The sequence below is a fragment of the Streptomyces sp. TSRI0281 genome (assembly GCF_001905125.1).
Classification (GTDB): Bacteria; Actinomycetota; Actinomycetes; order Streptomycetales; family Streptomycetaceae; genus Streptomyces.
This window is the reverse complement of sequence record NZ_LWLE01000012.1, coordinates 433300-455724: the sequence shown is the minus strand read 5'-3', so window position 1 is coordinate 455724 and position 22425 is coordinate 433300. Positions and strand designations below refer to the sequence as shown.

Here is a 22425-nt window from a genome sequence, read left to right as displayed (position 1 = left end):
GCAGCGGCCGTGCGCATCCGGCGAGGTCAGAACCCCTTCTGGAAGTCGCCGTGTTCGGACAGCCATCGATGGACGGCGAGTGCGGTGGATTCGGCGTGTTCCTCAAGCATGGAGAAGTGGTCCCCCGCCACCTCCGTCCGGACGTGCTCCAGGGGCCAGCCGGCGCGCGCGTCGTCGCCGAGCAGTTCGGGCAGGGCCCTGTCCTCCGCCGCCCCCACGAGCAGGGTCGGGGTGGTCACGGGCCGCGGGGTCCAGCCGTCGAGCAGATCCGCGTACCACGCCATCGCGGTGAGCTGTTCGTCGGCGACGGGCAGTTGCGGGAACCGGTCGAGCAGCCTTCGCGTGATCACGGACATTCCCCGGACCATGGCCGCCCCGGTCGACCGGGGGGTGTCGAGCAGCACCAGCGCGACGGGCGGAACGCCGGCCGCCTCCAGCCGTCGTACGAGCTCATGAGCCAGCCATCCTCCGGAGGAATAGCCCGCGAGCGCGAACGGCCGGTCCTCGAAACGTCGGAGCAGCGTCTTGGCCAGTCGGTCCGCGGCCGCTTCCAGGTTCACCGGCAGCGGCTCCCCCGGGGCGTATCCGGGGGCGGCTGCCGTCCAGACCTGGCGGCGGTTACGCAGGGCGGCGGCGAACTTCACGTACTGGTACGCCCCTGTGGGTGCGATGAGCGAGGACAGGCAGACGAGTGCCGGTTCCTGTTCACCGTCCGACAGCCGCAGGGTTTCCGGCTCGGCCCCCTCGCCCGTCGCGAAGGCCGGACGGAGCCGGGCGGCGATCGACAGCAGGTCACCGGCCTGTTGCGGGGTGCCGGTCCGCAGCGCTGCGCGGAAGAGCGCGGCAATGGGGTGCGCCGGGTCCGCCGAGGGCGGCGATGTCTGCTGCGGGGACGCGTTCGGTGGCCGGGACGCGGTGTCGGAGGCGGGCTCCCCCACTGCCGCGGGGCTCAGGCGCGCCATGAGGGCGTCCACGTGGGAGCCGCCGGTCTCCAGGAAGTGGGCGGCCAGCTCCTCGACGGACTCGGCGTCGAAGAGCAGGGTGGACGACACCTCACCGAGATCCTCGCGCAGCACGTTCGTCAGCTGAAGGACAAGGATGGAGTCCATCCCGTAGTCGCTGAGCGGCGCCGAGAGAACGATCTTGTCCGCCGGAATGCCGAGGGTCCGCGCGGCCCGGTCACGGAGGTACCCGGCCATCGTGTCGGCGCGGCTCGCCGCGTCGGGACCGGATGTCGTTCCGGTCGGGGCGCCGGTCAGGGGTGCTGCCGGGACCGGGACCGGAGCCGATACGGGGACCGGAGCCGGGGCCGGAGCCGGAGCCGGAGCCGGGGCCGGAGCCGGGATCGCTACCGCTACCGGGGTGAAGGCGGGTTGCGGGGGTGCGGTGGTCCTGGCCGGGGACTTCGGGGGTGTGCGGCGGGTCGCGGACTCCCGCCGCGCCGGCGGGGCCGCCGCCTGCCGCGCGATCCCGTCGCTCTCGGCGGCGATGATCTGCTGCCCGAGCTCACGTGCCTGTGGCAGCACGGAGACGACCGACGGGAAGCCCTCGCTCGCCAGCACCTCCCGCCAGTTCTCCGGCGACAGCGCGGGCGAACCCGGAACGCGCAGCGAGTCGTCCTCGAAGAGCCACCAGCCCTCCAGCAGTCCGAACGTGAGGTGGCTGGAGACGTCGAACGCCGCGAGTTCGTTCATCAGGAGCCAGCCCCCGTCGCGCAGGGCCGCCTTCGCGTTGCGGATCGTGTTCCGGGTGTCGCGCGTCGCGTGCAGGACATTGGCGGCAATGACCAGGTCGTAGCTCCCGCCTTCGACGCCCTGCCCCGCCAGCGGCTGTTCGGCGTCGAAGCGGGCGTATGCGAGGTACGGGACCTCCGGTCCGTACTCGGTCCGGGCGTGGTTGAGGAACGCCTTCGAGAGATCGGTGTACACGTATGTCTCGATGTGCTGCTGGAAGGGGCGCAGCGCGGCGAACATCCCGACGCTCGTGCCGCCCGTGCCGGCGCCGATCTCCAGGATGCGAAGGCGTGCGCCCGGATCCAGGCGCAGCCGCTCCGCGACGACGGAGGCCGCGGCATCGCTCATGGCGCGGTTGTACATGTCGGCCACGCGGTTGTTGCGGTACGTGCCTTCGACGAGCGCGACGGAGCCACGCGGGAACAGGATGTCGGTCGGCCTGGTCCTGCCGGTGAGGATGTCGGGCAGCGCCCGGAGCGCGGCGTCGAGCAGGGCGAGTTCGGCCGCCTTGTCGGGATCCGCGGACCACTCCGCGCGGCGCTGGTCCCATGCGCGGTAGAGGGCCTCCAGCGACGGGGCCGACTGCGGGACGATGCGGAGCGCGTGGTCGAGCCAGGTGTCGTAGCGGTCCAGGATTCCGGCACGCCGGCGGAGCCGGGCGATGTCGTCGGGGGACGACGGAGTGCCGGGGCCGTGCAGTCCGCCGAGCGCTTCGAGGTGTCCGCGGACCATGCGCGCGAGGAGCGGATCGCGTTCGTTCCTGCGCCATACGGCGATCGCGCGCAGGGTCTCCCACTCGGACGGTGCCGTGGGGGCTGCCACGACGGCGGCGGGCGTGACGTGGGACCGCGCCCTCGCGTGGACCGTGAGCCGGGTCGCCGGGTCGATCCCCTCGATGGCGTCGGGCTTGCTCAGCTTGATGAAGCTCACCTGACGCTGCGGTCCGCCGAGAAGTGTGTCGAGCGCCGCCATCGCCTCCGGCGGTTCGATCGAGACCAGGCCCCAGCGTGCCATGTGTTCGCGGTGGAGTTCGGACGAGGCGCTGCCGATGCTCCCCCACCACCCCCAGTTCATCACCTTCACCGGGCACTCCCAGTGCCGGGCGAGGAAGTGGGCGTAGGCGTCGCTGAAGGTGCATCCGGCCGCGTAATTGCCCTGGCCCGCGGCGGTCGTGAACGATTGGACGGACGAGAAGAAGAGGACGAAGTCCAGGCTCCCGTCCGCGAACACCTCGGCCATGGCCACGCTGACGTCGATCTTCGCCGTGAGGCTCGCGCGCAGCGTCGCCTCGTCCATCCTGGCCAGACTCTGGTCCCGCAGGACGAGTGCCGCCTGGATGACGCCGTTGATCCGCGGATGATGCCGCTTGATCTCCTCGTAGGCCCCGCGCAGCGACGCGGGGTCGGCGGCGTCGGCCGATAGGTAGCGCACACTGCCGCGACCGTTGCCGTTGCCGTTGCCGTTGCCGTTGCCGTTGCCGTTGCCGAGCTTCGCGTCGATCGACGCGTCCTGCGGGCGGCGACCGATCCAGATCACATGGGCGCCGTAGCGCTGGACGACGTGCTGGGTCCATACGGTGCCGAGTCCGCCCGCACCGCCGATCACGACGTAGACGCCGCCTTCGCGGTACGCGTCCTTCTCCGCGTTCCCGGCCTCGTTCGGCACCCAGCGCCGGACCAGCCACTGGCCCGTACGGCGCACCAGGGTGTCGCTGTCCGCCCGTTCGGGGAGCGTCAGCAGGTTCTCGGGCAGGTCGGGGGTGTCGAGGTCCGTCCGGCGGACCGACCAGTTCGCGTACTCCTGCCCGAGCGAGCCGAAGAGGCCGTGCAGCCCGGCGTGGGCGGGTGCTGTCGACTCGGTGTCGTACGTGGCCAGGGCGCGCCGCGTCACCAGGGTCACGACGAGCGGGCGGGCGTCGTGACCTGTGCGGACGAGGGCCTTGATCATGCGGAAGGCCGCGATGACGCCGTCCTCCTGGGCGGCGGTGAAGCCCGCGGTGTCGGTCGGCAGGAGCGCCGGCCGTCCGTCCGGTCCGGTGTCGGGCGCGATCCAGACGAGATGTCCGACCGGGGCCGCGGCCCGGAGCCGGGACGCGACCTCGTCCGTCGACGCGCTCGGCGGAAGGTCCCACACCGTGGCACGCGGGTACTGGCGGGTGAGAGCGGACCGCTGGTCGGTGGTTCCTCCCACGACGAGCACATGGTCCGTGGTCGGCAGGGTACGGTCATCCGTCGTGTGCGCGGACACGGGTTCCCAGACCGGCGCGAACAGCGCGGGTGCCGGTTCCTTCATCCGGCGGGAGGTGTAGCCGGTCATCCGGACGCAGACCTCGCCGTCGCCGTCGACGAGATCCACGTCGAGCCGGCTCAGCGTGGTCGGCTTCCCCGTCGCGTCCGCGGCACGGACGACCGCCCACATCGAGGGCGGGCACGGGGCGAGGAGTTCGAAGCGGTCGAGCGCGAACGGCACCACCGTCTCCAGGGTGGTCGCGCCGTCGGTGAGGTGCAGCGCGATCGATGCCTGGATGGCCGAGTCCAGCAGCGACGGGTACAGGACGTACGCCGCGTCGGCCGCGTCGGCGTCGGCCGGCAGGTCGAGTTCGGCCACGACGGTGCCGGTACCGACGTGTGCCTCACGGATGGCGCGGAGCGACGGCCCGTGGACGATGCCCATCGACGCGAGCGCGTCGTGGATGCGTGCGGCGGGCACGGTCGTCGCACAGTTCGCGCGGAGCGAGGCGAGATCGACGGGCTCGGGACGGGCCGTGTGGGAGGGCGCCATCCGCCCGGTGGAGTACACGACGGGCCGGGCGGCTCCACCGGTGTTCGAGGCGATCTCGAAGGTGAACTCGTCGCCCTTCGCGGGTTTCACCAGGACGTCGAGGCTCAGGGGTGCTCCGTCGTGGGTGACCGGCCGTACCCAGGTGATGTCACGCATCCGCAGCGGCGCCGACGCGTCGGTGCCCCACAGCCGGGCCGCGGTCTCCCGTGCCATTTCGAGATGGGCGACGCCCGGGAGGACGCGCTGCCCGCGCACCGTGTGATCGCGGAGGATGGACTCGTCGCCCTTGAACTCGGTGGACGCGCGCAGGGTGCCGGGGCTGCCCGCCACCGGCGAGAACTCCTGGATCAGCGGGTGGTCCGTCAGCGGGCGTCGCACCGCGGCGCGGTGCCCGACGGACGGAGGGGACAGGGGCGGCGGCCCGGCCCAGTAGCTTTCCGCAGCGAACGGGTAGGTCGGCAGGGGAACTCGCAGATGGGCTCCCGCGGCGAACGCCGCCCCGTAGTCGAGGGCGACGCCCTGGGTGAAGTATCCGGCGAGAGCGGTGAGGTCCGCGCGGTACGCCTCGGCGTCCGCGCCGGCCCCGGCCGGGTCCGAGCAACGCAGCAGGCACGCGTCGCCATGGCTGCTCCCGTTGCCCGCGCCGCCCTTGCGGGCCGGCACCGCGTGGCCGGTGAACGCCCGCGATCCGTCGGGACCTTCGTCCAGTATCCGGAGCAGCTCGGCGCGGTCCGCGACCACGCAGGCGAACCGGTGGGCGAACCAGTCCCTTCCCACGGCGAGCGTGTAGGCGAGGTCGCCCAGGTCCGGGGCGTCCTCGCGGCGGCAGTGCGCCGCCAGCCGCGTCAGCTGTCGGGCCAGTTGCTCGCGTGAGTGTGCCGAGAGGACGACGAGATACGCGGGGCGCGGCGCTCGGTCGCGGGCACGGTCGCGGGCGGCGGACGGCGCTTCCTCGATGACGAGGTGCGCGTTGGTGCCGCTCGCGCCGAAGGAGCTGACGGCCCCACGACGCGGTCCGCCGTCGGACGGGCTCTCCCAGCGGTGGTTGCGTGTACTCAGGTAGAAGGGGCTGTCCTCAAGGCTGATGGCGGGGTTCGGTTTCTCGAAGTGCAGTGAGGCGGGAATCTGTTCGTGCCTCATCGCGAGGAGGATCTTGAGCACCCCCGCGACGCCCGCGGCGAACTGGGTGTGCCCGAGGTTCGTCTTGACCGAACCCAGCGCGCAGTAGGCGGTTTTCTCCGTGCCGGCCCGGAACGCGCGGCTGAGGGCCGAGAATTCGATGGGATCGCCGAGCGGGGTGCCGGTGCCGTGCGCCTCCACGAGCCGGATCGACTCGACGTCGACGCCGAAGGTCTCGTACGTCTCGCGGAGCAGACGCTCCTGCGAGACGGAGCTGGGCGCCATGATGCCGTTGGTCGCGCCGTCGTGGTTGCTCCCCGTGGCGCGGATCACGCCATGGATGTGGTCGCCGTCGGCCAGGGCCTCGTCGAGCCGCTTCAGTACGAGGACACCGACCCCCTCGCCCGGTACGAACCCGTCGGCACGGTGGTCGAAGGTGTGGCAGTGTCCGGTCGCCGAGAGCATTCCGGCGCGCCCGGCCAGCTCGTAGAGCCGCGGTGTCGACTGGACGAAGACCCCGCCCGCCAGTGCCATGGTGGTCTCGCCCGACCAGAGCCCCCGGCACGCGAGGTCGATCGCGACGAGCGAGCTGGAGCACGAGGTGTCGACCGCCAGCGCGGGTCCCTTCAGGTTGAGGACGTAGGAGATGCGGGCCGGGATGACGGATGCCATGCTCCCCCAGAACGCCTGGGCCGGCGCGTCCTCCCCCACGATCTCCTGGTAGTCACCGTTCCAGCAGCCCACGTACACACCGCAGCGGGTTTCCCCCAGGTGCCTCCCGGCATACCCCGCGTCCTCCAGCGCCGTCCACGCCTCCTGCAGGAGCAGGCGCTGCTGGGGATCCATGGCGGCGGCCTCGACGCCCGAGATGCCGAAGAACGACGGGTCGAACCGATCGATCCCGTGGAGGAATCCGCCCCGTGTGCAGAGCGGCGAACCGTCGGCCCCGGTGTCCGCGAGCTTCCAGCGGGTCGCTTCGGTGACGAGGTCGTCGCCGTTCACGAGATGGGTCCAGAGGTCGTCGAGGTTGTCGGCCCCGGCGAACCGACCGCTCATCCCGACGATGGCGATCGGCGCGCGGCCGGCGGGCCGTTCGGTCGGGACGGGGCCGGAAGCGGTCCGCGGACCTACGTCGACGGTGTCGGCCCGCGGTGGGGCGGGGGCGCCGATGTCGCCGTACTCCGCGAGCAGATGCGCGACGAGACGATCGGCGGAGCTGTGGTCGAAGACGATGCCGGTCGAGAGGTCGAGCCCGAACGTCTCGTTGAGCAGATGGACGAGACGGACGGCAAGGATGGAGTCGAGACCGTAGTCGGCGAACGCGAGCCCGCCGTCGAGTTCGTCCGGCGACATGACCAGCACTTCCGCGATCTTGGCCCGCACGATGCGTGCGACCCGTTCATCGCGGGTGATGCCGGGCGTGGCGTCGGGTGCGAGGGCGGGTACGGCGCGGGGCGCGGCATCGGCTGCGGGGAGAGGCACGGCGTCGGCGAACTGCCGCGCGGGGGCGGCCGGAGTGCCGCCGGGGATCGTCGCCCGGACGGGCTCCAGGTCGCCGATCCAGAACCGGTCCCTCGCGAAGGGGTAGGTCGGCAGGGAGATCCGACGGGGCGGCGTCCGCCCGTGCAGCATCGGCCAGTCCAGCGCCACGCCGTCGGTCCAGAGCGCGGCCAGTTTGTCGAGCTTCCCCGCGCGGGCCCACCGTTCGACCAGGAGCTCCCGGAGGTCCTCGTCGGCCGAGATCTCGGCGACGGCGCCCGATGCCTCTCCGGCGCTGCCCCGGTGGAGGCCCGGCGTCCGCGCCCCGTCCCCGGTCTCCGTATACGCCCGCAGTACACGCCGGAGCTCGGGCAGTGAGGACGCCGTCACCGCCAGACGCTCCTTCATCGCCTCCCGTCCGACCTGCAACGTGAAGGCGAGATCCGCCAGGCCGACCGGTTCGCGCTCCGCTTCCCGTTGTTCGAGGAACGCCACCAGACGCGCGGCGGAGTGCCGGAGCCGCTCCGGCGTCCGCGCCGAGAGGACGACGATGTGCTCGCCCTCACCGGAGGCCGCCCGGTCCTCCTGGGCGCCCTGCGCCGCGTACTCCTCAAGGATCACATGGGCGTTCGACCCGCCCGCCCCGAAGGAGGAGACCGCCGCGATCCGCGGCCGTTCGGACTCCCACGGTGCCAGGGTCCGCTGGACGAAGAACGGCGTCTCCTCGAACTTGATGCCGGGGTTCAGCTCCTCGGCGTGCAGGGACGGTACGAGTGTGCGGTGCCGGAGCTGGAGTACGGCCTTCGTGATGCCCGCGATGCCCGCGGCGGCCTCCAGATGCCCGATCGCCGACTTCACGGAGCCGATCGCGCAGAACTGCCGCTCGTCGGTGGTCTGTCGGAAGGCGAGCGAGAGACCCTTGACCTCGATCGGATCACCCAGCTCCGTACCGGTGCCGTGCGCCTCGACATAGCTCACGTCCCGCGCCGGGACCCCGGACCTGGCCAGCGCGTCGCTGATCAGTTCCGCCTGGGCGGTCGGGCTCGGCACCGTGTAGCCGTTGGACCGCCCGCCGTGATTGATGCTCGTCCCGCGGACCACCGCGAGGATCCGGTCGCCGTCCGCCAGGGCGCGGCCGAGCGGCTTCAGCAGTACGGCGCCCACGCCCTCGCCGGGTACGAACCCGTCACCGCCGCTGCCGAAGCTCCGGATGTGTGCCTGCGAGGACAGCATGGTGGAACGGCAGAGCTCGATGTAGTCGGAGGGATGCAGATAGAGGTTCACGCCACCGGCGATGGCCACCTCGCAGGAGCCTCGGCGCAGGTGCTCGCATGCCTCGTGGATCGCGGTGAGGGAGGACGAGCACATCGTGTCGATCGTCAGGCTCGGTCCGTGGAGGTCGAGGACGTACGAGGTCCGTGCGCTGAGCGAGGCGAAGGAGAGCGAGGGCACGACGCTCTCGCCCGACGGCAGGCGCGCCTCACCGTGCCGTGCGTGGCCGGACTTGGTCACGCCGGCGAAGACGCCGACCCGCCGGCGATGGCGACGGGCCAGTTCCTCGCGGGTGTAGCCCGCGTCCTCGATCACCTCCCACGAAGCCTGGAGGAAGAGGCGTTCCTGCGGGTCCATGGCGTAGGCGTCGCGCGGTGCGATCCGGAAGAACCGCGGGTCGAACGCGTCGAAGTCCGCCAGGAATCCGCCCCACTTGCTGTAGCTGCGCCCGGTGGCGACGGCTGTGGCCCGGTCCGGTTCGTAGAAGCCGTCCAGGGGCCATCGGCCGGGCGGGATCTCCGTGATGGAGTCGCGTCCCGCCTTGAGGTTCTCCCAGAACTCGTCGGTGTTCTCGGCCTGCGGATAGCGGCCGCTCATTCCGATGATCGCGATGGCCTCGTCCGGGGCGGGCGGGCCGGAGGGCTCGGCCGTACGGGGGGTGGGCGGGCGCGACGGTCCGGAGACGGCGGCCGGGGTTGCGTCGGTGCGCCTGCCGGGAGCGGCCGGGCGGTGCTGCGCGGCGAGTTGCCCGGCGACGGCGCGCAGCGTGGGGAACTCGTAGAGGAGTGTCGTCGGGACCTCGCCGTACACCGAGGACAGCTCCCTGTTGAGCTGCACGACCATGACGGAGTCGAGGGCCATGTCGTCGAGCGGCCGGTCGGCGTCGACTTCGGGCAGGGGGAGCTTCGTCACCCGCGCGAACAGCTCCACGACGGACCGGAGGGTCTCCCGGTCGGGGGCCCCGCCTGCCGTCCTCGGTACGGACGCGGAAGCGGAAGCGGCAACAGGACCGCGTACGGGAGCAGTTGCGGAAGCGGGTACGGATCCGGGCACGGCCTTCGCCGTCTCGCCGTGGTGCACCCATATCTGGTCCTCACCTGCCTCACCGAGCCGCCAGGCGCCCAGGAGTGCTTCGATCCCCCGCTCCGACTCCATGGGGACGAGGCCGCGGTCGCGCCGGAGGTACGCGGCGGTCGCGTCGTCCACCGTCATTCCGCCGTCCTTCCAGAGCGGCCAGGCGATCGAGACCGTGCGGCCCGACCGTTCGCCCGCCGCGACACGGATGTTGCGCCGGGCGGCGTACGTGCCGAGATAGGCGTTGGCGGTGGCGTAGTCGCACTGACCGGGATTTCCGGTGACGGCCGCTCCGGACGAGAAGACGAGGAAGGATTCCAGCGGCATGCCCGCCGTGGCCCGGTCCAGGTGCACCAGGCCGTCGACCTTCGGGGCGAGGACCTTGTCCCAGTCCTCCGCGGTCTTGTTCGTGAGGGTCGCGTCGTGGATGACGCCCGCGGCGTGGATGATTCCGTGGATCGCGCCGCTCTCCTCGCCGACCTGCGCGACGAGGTGGCGTACCTCCTCCCAGCGGGAGACGTCCGCGAGGGCGTACCGGGCGACCGCCCCGGCTTCCCGCAGTTCGGCGAGCAGGTGGTCGATCCGTGCGTCCGGTGCCGACCTGCCGACGAGGACGAGCGTCGGGCGTGCGACGTCAGTGGCGATCCGGCGGGCGACGACGGCGCCGATACCGCCGGCGCCTCCGGTGATCAGATACACGCCTCCCGAGCGCCAGGGCGTGCCCGTGCCGGTGGACGGCATCGGCGCCCAGGTCCGCACCCGGCGCTCCGCGCCCCGGTACAGAACGATTCCGTCGTCCGCGTGCCGTGCGTCGTCCCGGACGATCGCCGCGATGCCGTCCGCGTCGCGCTCGCCGTCGATTCCGATGACCTGTCCGGCGATCTGCGGGTTTTCCAGCGTGGCCGTCCGCAGGAGTCCCGCGAGGGCGAGCCCGGACGCTTCCTCCCCGTCCGTTGGTGTCACCAGCTGCACGAGCGTGGCGCCCTCGTGCGCTTCCCCGGCGAGAGCGCGGAGGATCTCGAAGACCTGCCGTGAGATGTCGGTGAAGCGGCTCTCCGGGCGCTGCTTGGCGGTCGTGACGGTGTGGCAGCGCACACCCGGCAGCCGACGTTCGACGCTGTCCCGCGCGGACGCCGTCGCTCCGCAGAGGATGACTGCATGACGCGTGTACGGGGCTTCGCCGGAGTCACCCGACGCCATGGGCTTCGGAGTCCAGCGGGGTACGAGCAGCGTCGTGCCGACCGGGCGGGCGGGTTCCACTGCGCTGTTCTCCCTCGGGTCCACCGCGCTGGTCTCCCTCGGGCCGCTTCCGGGGATCCAGTACCTGTCGTGTGCGAACGGGTACGTGGGCAGATGCGCGCGCCTGGGCAGGGCGGCCCCGTACAGCCGGCGCCAGTCGGCCTCGGCCCCTCCGCTCCAGCGGGCGATCACCTCGGCGAGGCCGTCCGGATCCGGCCCGGTGCCGTCCTGCGGTCCGGGTGTCGCGTGGTCGAGGAACGCGCGCAACTTTCCGGCGAGTTCCCGGTGCGAGGTGACGACCCAGCCCGCCCGTACGTCCATGGCTTCGCGCCCGACCTGGAGCGTCCACGCGATCGAACGGAGGGGGGCGGGGCGGGCGGTGTTCTCCAGGTGGGCGAGCAGGTCCTTCGCCCGCTCGCGGAGCTGCTGTTCCGTACGCGCCGAGAGGGGGACGGCGACCGGGCTCCCGGCGCCGTCGGTGTCCTGTGCCTGACTCCTGTCCGCCGCTGTCCGCCCGGCGTAGTCCTCGACGACGACATGGCAGTTCGCGCCGCCGAAGCCGAAGCTGCTGACTCCCGCCCGCCGGGGAGCGGGCGCACCGTCGCGGTCGCGCGGACGCTCCCAGGGTTCACTGGCGCGCACGATGCGGAACGGGCTGCCGTCGAGCTGGATGTAGGGGTTGATCTCGTCGCAGTTGCGGGTCGGCGGCAGGGTGTTGTGCTCCATCGCGAGCAGCACCTTGAGGAGCCCGGCGATACCGGCGGCGGCTTCCAGATGGCCGATGTTGGTCTTCACCGAGCCGATTCCGCAGGTGCCGATGCCGTCGCCGCCCAGCTTCCGGAAGGCGCTCTGGAGCGCGCGCACCTCGACAGGGTCGCCCAGGGCCGTGCCGGTGCCGTGGGCCTCCACATAGCCGATCGTGCGGGGGTCGATGCCTCCCATCGCCCGCACCACGAGGTCCGACTGCGCGGAACCGTTGGGCGCGGTGAGGGAGTTCGCGCGCCCGCCGTGGTTCTCCGCACTCCCGACGATCACTCCGAGGATGGCGTCCCCGTCGCGCTCGGCCGCCGCGAGGGGCTTCAGCACGACGGCGCCGACGCCCTCGCCCCGTACGTATCCGTTCGCGTCGCTCGCGAAGGTCTTGCACCGGCCGTCCGGACTCAGCATGCCGGCCCGGTCCGCGCTGACGAACGTGTCGACGCTGAGGAGAAGGTTCACCCCGCCCGCTATCGCGGCGTCGCAGGCCCCGGAGCGGATGGCTTCGACGGCCCGGTGGACCGCGACGAGCGAGCTGGAACAGGCCGTGTCGACCGGCTCGCTCGGACCGTGGATATCCAGTACGTACGAGATGCGGTTGGCGAGCATGGAGTGGGCGTTGCCCGTGGAGGTGAACGCGTCCGGCGGGGTGCCGTGGGCCGCGAGCAGGGTCGCGTAGTCGGTCCCCGAGACACCGAAGTACAGCCCGGTGTTCGCCGGCAGGTCGGAGGGGGTGTACCCGCTGTGTTCCAGCGCGTTCCAGGCCGTCTGGAGCGCCAGCCGGTGCTGCGGGTCCATCAGCTCGGCCTCGCGCGGCAGGATGCGGAAGAAGGCGGCGTCGAAGGCGTCCACCTCGTCCAGGACGCCCGCGTGGCGCGGAAACTCGGATTCCTCCACGATGCGCGCGTAGGCCGCGTCGTAGCGGTGCAGGGGGAACGCCGTGACGTTGTCGGTCCCCGCCGCCAGATTCGCCCAGTACGCGTCCAGATCGGGTGAACCGGGGAATCGGCCGGCGGCCCCGATGACGGCGATCGGCATGAGTGCGTCCGCGGGCACCGGGCGCGGGGTGACCGCCACGGCGTCGGGAACCTCTGCCGTCTCCCCGCGGGTCCGGTCCGCAGGACTCGGAACAGGTTCCTCGGCCCGGCCCGCGGGACCCGGAACCAGCTCCTCCGTACGCTCCGTGCGACTCGGAACCAGCTCCTCCGTACGCTCCCTGCGTCGGGGAGCCGGCTCCTCGGTACGGTCCGTGCGACTCGGAACCGGCTCCTCGGTACGGTCCGCCGGGAGTGATCGCTCGTACGCCGTGCGCAGGGGGCCCGCGTACTCCGTGACGAGGTGCCGGCCCAGTGAGTCGAACGTGTTCCGGTCGAAGAAGACCGCGGGGGTCAGATCGATACCGAACCGCTCGCCCACCTGCTTGGACAGGGTGATCAGCGAGATCGAGTCGAAGCCGAAGGCGTCGAAGCCGGTGCGGGGGTCGAGTTCATCGACCTCGAACTTGAGGATGCCGCCCGCCATTTCACGGAGTCCGTCCACCGCGAAGGAGACGAGGTCGTCGCTGCCCTCCCCCGGCCTCTCCTTGTCCGCGCCTTCGGCTCGGTCCACTGCTCGTGCGCTCACGCCGGAGTCCTTTCGCGGTGCTTCGTCATCGCCGCACCACATGTCCGAGAGGACGGCGAGCACCTCGCCGTTCCGGTCCAGCAGTCCGACGGACCCGCCGAGACCTTCGCCGTCGGCGGTGACGTCGAAGACGGCGTACGCCACCGGTTCACCGGTACCGCTCGCACCGGCGAAGAGCCGGATCTCGTCGATCCGGTGCGGCGCCGTCCGCGCCCAATGGGGTGAGCCCGTCCGCTTCGCTTCGTACTGGAGGCCCTGCGCGAGGGCGGCGAGGACGTGCGGAGCGAGGGTGACGTTCGGCTTCACATGGTCCCGTTGGAGTTCGGGTGCGGTGACCTTGAGCACCAGTCGCCCGTCCCGCATGCGGTGCGCGCTCTCGGTGCCGTTGAGCTCCGGTGTGTATCCGAGGCCTCCCTCGGCGAGTTCCGCGAGGAACTCGGTCCGGGAGAGCGGGTCCGCCGGGCCGGAGGTGAGCGCCCCGACAGGGATTCCCGTGAAGGGTTCCGTACGGGGACGACCGGGCGAGGACATCCGGTCGTCGTCACCCGCCTGCACGTCGAACGCCGCTACGGGCACCCGTGCCCCCGACGCGTCCTGCGCGAACACGGCCGCGGAGGCCGTCTTCCCGTCGACGGCGTCGACGGACGTCACCAGACGCGCGGCCGTCGCCCAGGGGACCGGGCCCAGGAGGCGCAGCCGGCGCACGAGGGACCCGTCGGCGAATCCGGAGACCTTCGTGGCGGCGATCGCCAGGTCGACGGCGAACGTGGGGATGATGCCGCCTCGCTTGTCCTGCCGTTCTCCCGTGGTGCAGCCGTAGTCGAGGAGATCGTCCAGGTGCACATCGAGCGCGTAGCGCAGCCCGCTGACGTCCGACTCGTTCCTGCCGAGGAACGGGTGGAGCTTGTCGCGGAGTGCGAGCGGCGCGATCACGGACGGCGCACCCTCCTCCTGGGCGACCCAGCAGCGCACGCGCTCGAAGGGGTAGGAGGGGAGGGAGACCCGCCGGGGCGTGCGTGCGCCCTCGTCGGCCCGGCGCCAGTCGACGCTCTTCCCGCCCACCCAGGTGGTCGCGAGGCTCCGCAGGCCCTCGGTCACCGGGCCGCCGCTCGCGAGCGCGGCACCGAGGTCCCGCTCTCCCGCGAGATAGCGGTCGACGGCGGCGACGGCCTCGCCGGTGGTCTTCGCGAGGAATGCCCAGCGGTGCGGGAGTTCGTTCTTGCCGACGCGGAGCGTGAAGGCGATCGCCGCCGGATCCGTCTCCGTACCGGCGGCCAGATAGGCCCGGAAACGGGCGAGATACGCCGCGAGTGCGGAGTCGTTCATCGCGGAGAAGACGAACAGCTCCTCGCGCCGGTGCACCGCGCCGTCCGGGTCGCCGACCGTCTGCGGGTACTCCTCAAGAATGATGTGGGAGTTCATGCCGCCCGCACCGATCGATGTGATCCCCGCTCGCCGCGGATGGGTGATCCGCCGACCGTCGACGGTCGTCACCGCCGGCTCCCAGGTGGCGAGCCGGCGCTGCACACGGAACGGTGTACGGGAGAAGTCGATGTCCGGGTTGGTCACCGAGCTGTGCAGCGAGGGTGCGAGTTTCCCCTTCTGGAACTGAAGGATGACCTTCGCGATACCGATCATCCCGGCGGCGTGAAGAAGGTGTCCCATGTTCGACTTGACCGAGCCGATCGCACAGAACTGCTTCTCGTCCGTGTATTTCCCGAAGGCGGTGCTCAGCGCCTTGACCTCGATCGGGTCGCCCAGTGACGTCCCTGATCCGTGGGCCTCCACATAAGTGATGGTCCGTGGATCGACTCCCGCGTCGTCGATCGCCTTCTCGATCGCACGTGCCTGCATCCGAGGGCTGGGGACGGTGAACCCGTTGCGTACGCCCGCGTTGGCGAGAGCGGTTCCCTTGATGACCGCGTACACATGGTCGCCGTCGCGCTCGGCCTCGACGAGCGGTTTGAGGACGAGGGCTCCGATGCCCTCCCCCAGGATCGTCCCGTCCGCGCCCAGACCGAAGCTCCGGATCACGTCGGAGGTCGCCGTCGTGAAGTGCTCCTGCGACGAGGTGATGAGGTTGTACGGGTGCAGCAGCAGGTTCACTCCGCCCGCGACGACCATCTTGCACTCGCGCGCACGGAGCATCTGCACGGCTTGGTGGACACAGGTCGAGGACCCCGAGCACATCGTGTCCACGAAGATCGAGGGACCGGTGAGCCCGTAGAAGTACGAGAGCATGTTGGGCAGCGTCCCCGTGTAACTGCCGCTTGCCGGGGACCCGCGCGTCAGACTGTTCTGAAATCCGTACAGACCGTAGTGGTTGCTCATGGAACCGGCGAGTACGCCGACATCGCCTTCGTACACGCGGTGGATCGTCTCGCGCGAATAGCCCGCGTCCTCAAGCGCCTCGACACCGGTCTGCAGGAACAGACGGACTTCGGGCGACATGCTCTCGGCATCACGCTTGGAGATGCGGAAGTAGCGGGGATCGAACATGTCGATGTCCCGGAGGTAGGTTCCGGTACGGATGGAACTCTTGCCGAGGACACTGCGGTCGCGACTGTAGACCGCGTCGTAGTCCCAGCGTTCGCGCGGTACTTCACGGAACTCGTCGCGGCCCTCTTCGAGCACCGACCAGAGGTCGCCGAGTGTGTCCGCTCCGGGGTACGTCCCCGAGATGCCGATGATCGCGATGTCGTGGTAGTCGTCGCGCGGGCCCGGTACGGTGTCGCGCCGGTCGGGGGCGGCCGGCGTACCGGTGACAGGAGCGGGCCGGGCAGGTGCGACGGGATCGGGCCGCGCGGGGGCCGCGGGCGCCGGCACCGCGTCCGGCAGGGCTGCGGCGGGGGCGGCCGACGACTGGGGCGGGTCTTCGGCAGCGACGAGGGCGCGCAGCGTGTCGCCGTGCTCCGCGATGAAGTGGCCGGCGACGCCCTCGATATTGGTGTGCTCGAAGAAGATCGTCTTGGGCAACGGGCCGAAGATCTCTTCGAGCGAGGCGGTCGTCTCAAGGATGGCGAGCGAGTCGATCCCGTACTCGACGAGGTTGACCGTCTCGTCCAGCGTGTGGGGATCGCGGTGCAGCACATCGCCCACGATGCGGCGCAGCAGTGCCGTCGTACGCTCCGTCAGCTCTCCCTCGGCGAGGGCGAGGGCGGGAGCGGTGTCCGTGGGCAGGGAGACGGGCGCGTGCGGGGGCGGGGCCGCCGTGAGCGTGGCGGCGGCGCCGTACGCGACGACGACGTGTTCGGGCGCATCGCCCAGTACGCGGCCGAGGACGCGCAGCCCGTCCTCCGTCGGCAGGGGCTCCCAGCCGCGGTCCCGGCGCATCGACTCCAGCGTCACGGGGTCCACGGACATCCCCCCGTCGGCCCACAGCGGCCAGCTGACGGCGCGGGTTCGCCCGGACCGCTCGCCGATGTCGACCAGCGCTCGGCGGTGGTGGGCGAAGGCGTCCAGGAAGGCGTTGGCCGCCGCGTAGTCCGACTGCCCCGCGTTGCCGAACACCCCCGCCACCGAGGAGAAGGCGACGAAGAAGTCGAGCGGCAGGCCGCGCGAGGCGGCGTCGAGGTTGAGAACGCCCGCGACCTTCGCCTCCAGCACCGCCCGGAGATCGGACGCGTCCTTGGTGAAGATGTACGCGTCACGGAGGATGCCCGCCGCGTGGACGATGCCGTCGATCGTTCCGTGGTCCCGGGTGATGGCGCGGACCGCGCGGTCCACATCACCCGTCGACCCCACGTCCAGGGGGAGATAGTGGGCGTCGGCCCCGGCTTCCCGCAGCTCTCGCAGGGCCGCCTCGCTTGCGGTTCCGGGTTCCGACCGGCCGCTCAGGACAACGGTGACGCCGGCACGCCGGGCGAAGTACCGCGCGACATGCAGCCCCAGGCCGCCTAGACCGCCCGTGATCCAGTAGACCCCGCCCTCCTTCAGCGGCGGGATCTCGGCTCCCTCGCCCAGCGGGAGGTCCCCGGGCCGTGACGCGAGACGTGTGCCGTCCGCCCCGTGGCGGATCTCGCAGTCGGCCGACCCGTCCGCCGCCTCCGCCCGGAGAATCTCCGCGATCCGCTCGGGCGACGCGGTGTCGAGCCCCGCGACGCGTACGACCCGGCCCGAGATGCGCGGGTTCTCCAGCACGACGGTCCTGAACAGGCCGGTGAGCGGCGCGTGGTAGTGCCTCGGTACGCGGTCGTCCACCAGCGCGACGAACCGGTGGGCTCCCCTGGGCTTCGACCGCACCAGTTCCGCTATGTGGCCGAAGACCAGGTCCACCGCGGCCCCGACGCCATCGGCGACACGGCCGGGGGCGACTTCGGGAAGAGGCGAGACGGTGAAGCCGGTCGCGTCCGCCACGGGGGCCCTGTGCGCGGCGGCCGTTCCACCGAGGTACCCGCGTACCGCAGGGAAGGCGGCTGCCTCGCCCTCGTGCGTGCCAAGCGGCGTCGGCACCCACTGAACAGTGGCGGTGACGATGTCCGCCCCGGGTCCGCGACCGGGTTTCGCCGGGTCCGTCCGCTGGACCAGCCCGCGCAGGCTGACGCTCACGATGCCCTCGCCGTCGCAGAGGTCGATGTCGAACATGGCGAGCGCGCTGTGCCCTTCACGGCGCCGCACCCACGCCCATGTCTCGGGTGCGCAGGGGCCGTGGACCGTGAGTTCCTCGAAGGCGAACGGCAGGGCAGGGCTGTCGGAGGGCTCACGCGAGGTCTCCGCCAGAAGCACGAGCGAGGACTGGAGCGCCGCGTCCAGCACGCTGGGAGGCACGACGAAACCGGCGCCCTCGGCCCGGCGGACGTCCCCGGCCCGGCCGGCGCCCTCGGCCTGCGCGGCGTCGGCCTGCGCGGCGTCGGCCTGCCCGGCGTCCTCGGCCTGTCCGGCGCCCGGCTCCGCGATGCGCGCGAGCAGTTCCCGCGCACCCACCCGGAGCTCCTTCAGCCCGCGCATGGCCGGTCCGTACTCCAGCCCCCGCGCGTGGAACGCCGCGTACACCTCCGCCGGGCCGCGCTCCCCGGGGCAGGCCGCCAGCAGCGTGTCGAGGTCGAGCCGCTCCGGCTGCTCGGGAGCGCCGATCTCGACGAGGCCGGAGCTGTGCACCACGGTCGTGGCCGTGCCGGTGGAGACCTCGAACGCGATGGCGCCGCTGCCCTGCGGGGTGAGCCCCACACTGACGTCGACCGGTGAGTCCTCCACGACGAGCGGGCGCGGCCAGGCGACGTTGCGGAGCCGGATGACCGCGGGCTCCTCGGCATCGCGCCCCACCGCACGCGCCACCGCGGCACGGACCATCTCCACGTGGGCGGCCGCGGGCAGGACACGGGTGCCGCGCACCACATGCGAGGCGAGGAACGGTTCCTCCCCGGTGAATGTCGAGCTGTAGCGCCGTCCTGCGGGCCCTGAGGCATCGGAGGTGTCGGCGTGAACGAGCGGGTGGTGCACCGCGCTTCGGATCGCCGCCGGTGGCGCCGTCGCTGCCGCGACATCCTTCGGCGGAGTCCTGAACCAATGCCGCTCACGGGCGAAGGGGTAGCCGGGCAGGCACACACGCCGTGGACGTGCCGCTGCGGTGCCGGCACCGGGCCGCTCCGCCCAGTCCACCTCTCCGCCCCCGGCCCAGAGCGCCCCCGTCCTCTTCAGCTCGGTGATTCCCTCGTCGGCGGCGGCCACCGTGCCGCCCAGGTGGACTTCTCCCTCGGCGCGCGTGCCGTCCATGAACGCCTGGAGTGCGGCGTCGAGTTCGGCCCGGTCGGCAACGACGAACGCGACCCGCGCGGGCATCGGTTCGCGGCCGGACCGCAGGGTGTACGCGATGTCGGCGAGCGCCTGCGAGGGCTGTTCCCGCAGATGGGAGAGCAGGTTGCCCACGACCGCGCGCAGCCGTTCCGGCGTCTTCGCCGAGAGCGGCACGAGCTGCGCGCCCCGGACGGGCTCGTCCCGCGTGCCGTCGTCGGCGAGGTGTTCCTCAAGCACGACATGCGCGTTGGTGCCGCCGAATCCGAACGAACTCACCCCGGCGCGGCGCGGCAGTGCCTCTCCGTCCTTCCCGGTGGACGGTGCGGCCCAGGGCTGGGTGTCGCGGATGACGTGGAAGGGACTGTCGTCGAGCCTGATGAGCTTGTTCTGATTCTGGAAGTTGACGGTCGCGGGCAGCGTCCGATGCGCCAGGGAGCCGATCACCTTGGCGATGCCGGCAACTCCTGCGGCCCCTTCCAGATGCCCGATATTGGTCTTGACCGAGCCGATCCCGCAGCTCGACGGCTGGGCGACGGTGCCCTGTGCCGCGTGCAGGTTACGGAAGGCCCGCTTCAGAGCCATGATCTCGATCGGATCACCCACGGGCGTTCCCGGGCCGTGCGCTTCGATGTACGTCACGGTCTCGGGGCGGATTCCGGCGCGGGTGTAGAGCCGCTCGATCAGATTCGCCTGTGCTGTCGGATTGGTGACCGTGAGGGAATTCGTCCGGCCGCCGTGATTCGTGGCGACCCCCTTGATGACCGCCTGGATGGGATCACCGTCCGCGACGGCCTGTGCGAGAGGCTTCAGAAGAAGGATCGCGCCACCTTCACCGCGCACGTAGCCGTCGGCGCTCTCGTCGAAGGCGCTCGCGCGGCCGGTGCGGGACAGCATGCTCGCCTGGCTGAAGGCGACGAAGTGCTTCGGCGACCAGATCAGGTTGACCCCGCCGGCCAGCGCGAGACCGCACTCGCCGTTGCTCAGCGCACGGACCGCCTCGTACACGGACACGAGCGAACTCGAACATGCCGTGTCGTTCGTGATGCTCGGGCCCTGGAAATCGAAATGGTAGGAAACGCGGTTCGCGATGATCGAGTAGGCCGTGCCGGTGGGAAAATAGACGTCGGTTCTGGCCCCTTCACGCTCCATCATTTCCGCGTAGTCCGCGTGACAGACCCCCATGAAGACGCCCGTCTCCGTGCCCGCGAGTGCACTCGCCGCGTAGCCCGCGTTCTCGATGGCCCGCCAGGCGAGTTCGAGCGTCATCCGCTGCTGCGGATCCATGCTCTCCGCCTCGCGCGGCGAGATAGTGAAGAAATCGGCGTCGAAGCAGTCCGCGTGCTCGATAAAACCGCCCCAGATACTGTTCGTCTTCTGGGCCCCGCGCTTCGGATCCCCGAAGTACGTCTCCTTGGACCAGCGCTCGGCCGGGACCTCCGAGATGAGCGAACGGCCCGCGATGAGATGCCCGCTGAGTTCCTCCAGTGTGTCGGCACCGGGGAATCGCAGGGCGAGCCCGATGATCGCGACATCATCGGTCGCGGGCGTCGGTTCGACCGTACTCATCGGAGTCCTCCTGCAGGGGGGAAGGCTTGGTCTGCTGACGTCGATCGCCGGGATGTGCGATGGTCGACGATCGTTCTCACCGTGAAACCGTCCTCCGGGAAAGCGTGCTCGGGCAGTCCCTGCCCGAGCACGAACTGCTGGTTGAGGACCGCGGTCGAGAGCAGGTAGACGAAGGCCTGGTCCTCCTTCGTGCTGATCTCCCCCTGGGGCGTGGCCATGATCTTGGTGACGAGCTTCCGTGCGAACACGGGGTCGATGCAGTCGATCTTCTTCAACTCCGTGTCCGAGAGCAGCAGGTCCAGATACTCGGGCCGCTGCTCCTTGAACACGGTCGCGCCGGGCGCGCGGTACGGCTGCTTCCGCCGGGTGAGGCTCGATTCCGGCAACTCGCCCCAGAACGCCTTCTTGAGAATGGCCTTCTCCTCGAAACCGTCGTCGAATCGCAGGTTGATGGACGCCGCCGCGCGGACGACGGCGGGATCGAGGAACGGGCAGCGGTTCTCGACCCCGTGCGCAAGGCTCATACGCTCCCCCTGGGTCGAGAGGAGATAGCCGGGAAGAAGGGTTTTGTATTCGAGCCACTGCGCCTTGCGGACCGGGCTCAGGGCGGCATAGCCGGGTGTCGCGTCCGTGAGCGCCAGAATGTCCGCGAACGGATCGTCACGCTGTTTCAGCAGACGCGCGGCGAACCGGCCGTTCTGGTAGCGGAGTTCGTGCGAGAAGAGCCCCGGCAGCCGTTCGACGGCGAACTGCTCGAAGAGACCCTTGAGCCGCGCCCGGTTCGCGGGACCGAAGTGGCTCAGCTCGGGGTGGAGACTGCTGAGCCCGGTCATCCGCTCGTCGTCCGACAGATCGTTCCATGAAGCGCGCAGGAGTGTCTCGCGGAAGAGCGAGTATCCGAGGAACGCCTCGTCGGCACCTTCGCCGCTGAGGATCACCTTGATTCCGGCGTCCCGGGCGTGCCGGGACAGCAGATACATGGGCACGAACGCCGCCCGGAATGCGGGAACTTCCGCGTGATACACGGCGGACGGGAAGTTCGCGGCGATATCGGCGCTCGACACCGCGATGGACGAGTGGCGCGTCCCCAGATGCGAGGCAACGACCTGCTGGCTGCTCGACTCGTCGAATGCCGCCTCGTCGAACTCCACCGAGAACGTCCGGACCTCGTGCGAGGAGAGCTCCGTCGTCAGCTTGGTCACAATGGAGGAATCGAGGCCGCCGCTCAGGTAGACGCCGACCTCGACATCGCTCCTCAGCCGCATCTCGACGCTCTCGCGGAGGGTCTCGCGAACGAATGCGGCCGCATCGCGTTCGGTACCCGTGAACGGTGATACGTCGAGTTCGAGTTCGGCGTAGTCGTGCAGCACCGTCCGCCCGCCGCGGACGGTCAGGCAGCTGCCCATGGGGAGCTGGCGGATGTGCTGGAAGGGTGTCCGGTCGGGCAATGGCGTCCACACCGCGAAGGTGGAGGCCAGTTCGCGGGGGTCGAGCTCGAATCGGAACCCCGGGAACGCCTGGAACGCCTTCATCTCGGAGGCGAAGAGGAATTCCCCGCCCCGGTCTCCCCGGGCGCCGCTCCCCTCGCGGTCGACGTAGAAGAGCGGGCGTTTGCCGTATCTGTCACGCGCCAGGAAGAGCTCGCCCGACTGCACGTCCCGGATCGCGACCGCGAAGGCGCCGTTGAAGCGGGGCAGGCAGGCGAGCCCCCACTGGGCCCACGCCTGCAGGACGACCTCGGTGTCCGAACGCGTACGGAACCGGCGGCCGAGACCTCGCAGCTCCTCGCGGAGTTCGACATGGTTGTACAACTCGCCGTTGAAGCAGATCCAGTAGCGTTCCGTCGGGTCCGCCATCGGCTGTGCGCCGTTGGGGAGGTCGACGATCGACAGACGGGCCGTGCCCATGGCGACGCCGTCGTCCAGGTAATAGCCCGCCTCGTCCGGCCCGCGGTGGCGGATGAGCGACAGCATCGAGGCCATGACCTCGGGCATGGCTCCGGCGTCGAGCGAGGGCGAGAGGAAGCCTGCTATTCCGCACATGCGGGTCT

The 22425-nt window shown here is 70.9% G+C and carries 2 protein-coding genes; both read right to left on the bottom strand.

Going from position 1 to position 22425, the window contains the following annotated elements; genetic code table 11:
• Window positions 1-26 precede the first annotated feature (26 nt).
• Window positions 27-20375, bottom strand: coding sequence for an SDR family NAD(P)-dependent oxidoreductase (locus A6A29_RS19660; protein ID WP_073721463.1), 20349 nt, complete (start codon window positions 20373-20375; stop codon window positions 27-29).
• Window positions 20372-22417, bottom strand: coding sequence for an asparagine synthase (glutamine-hydrolyzing) (asnB, locus tag A6A29_RS19655; RefSeq protein ID WP_079182868.1), 2046 nt, complete (start codon window positions 22415-22417; stop codon window positions 20372-20374). Before asnB ends, A6A29_RS19660 begins: the two co-directional genes overlap by 4 nt.
• Between the last annotated feature and the right edge of the window lie 8 nt (window positions 22418-22425).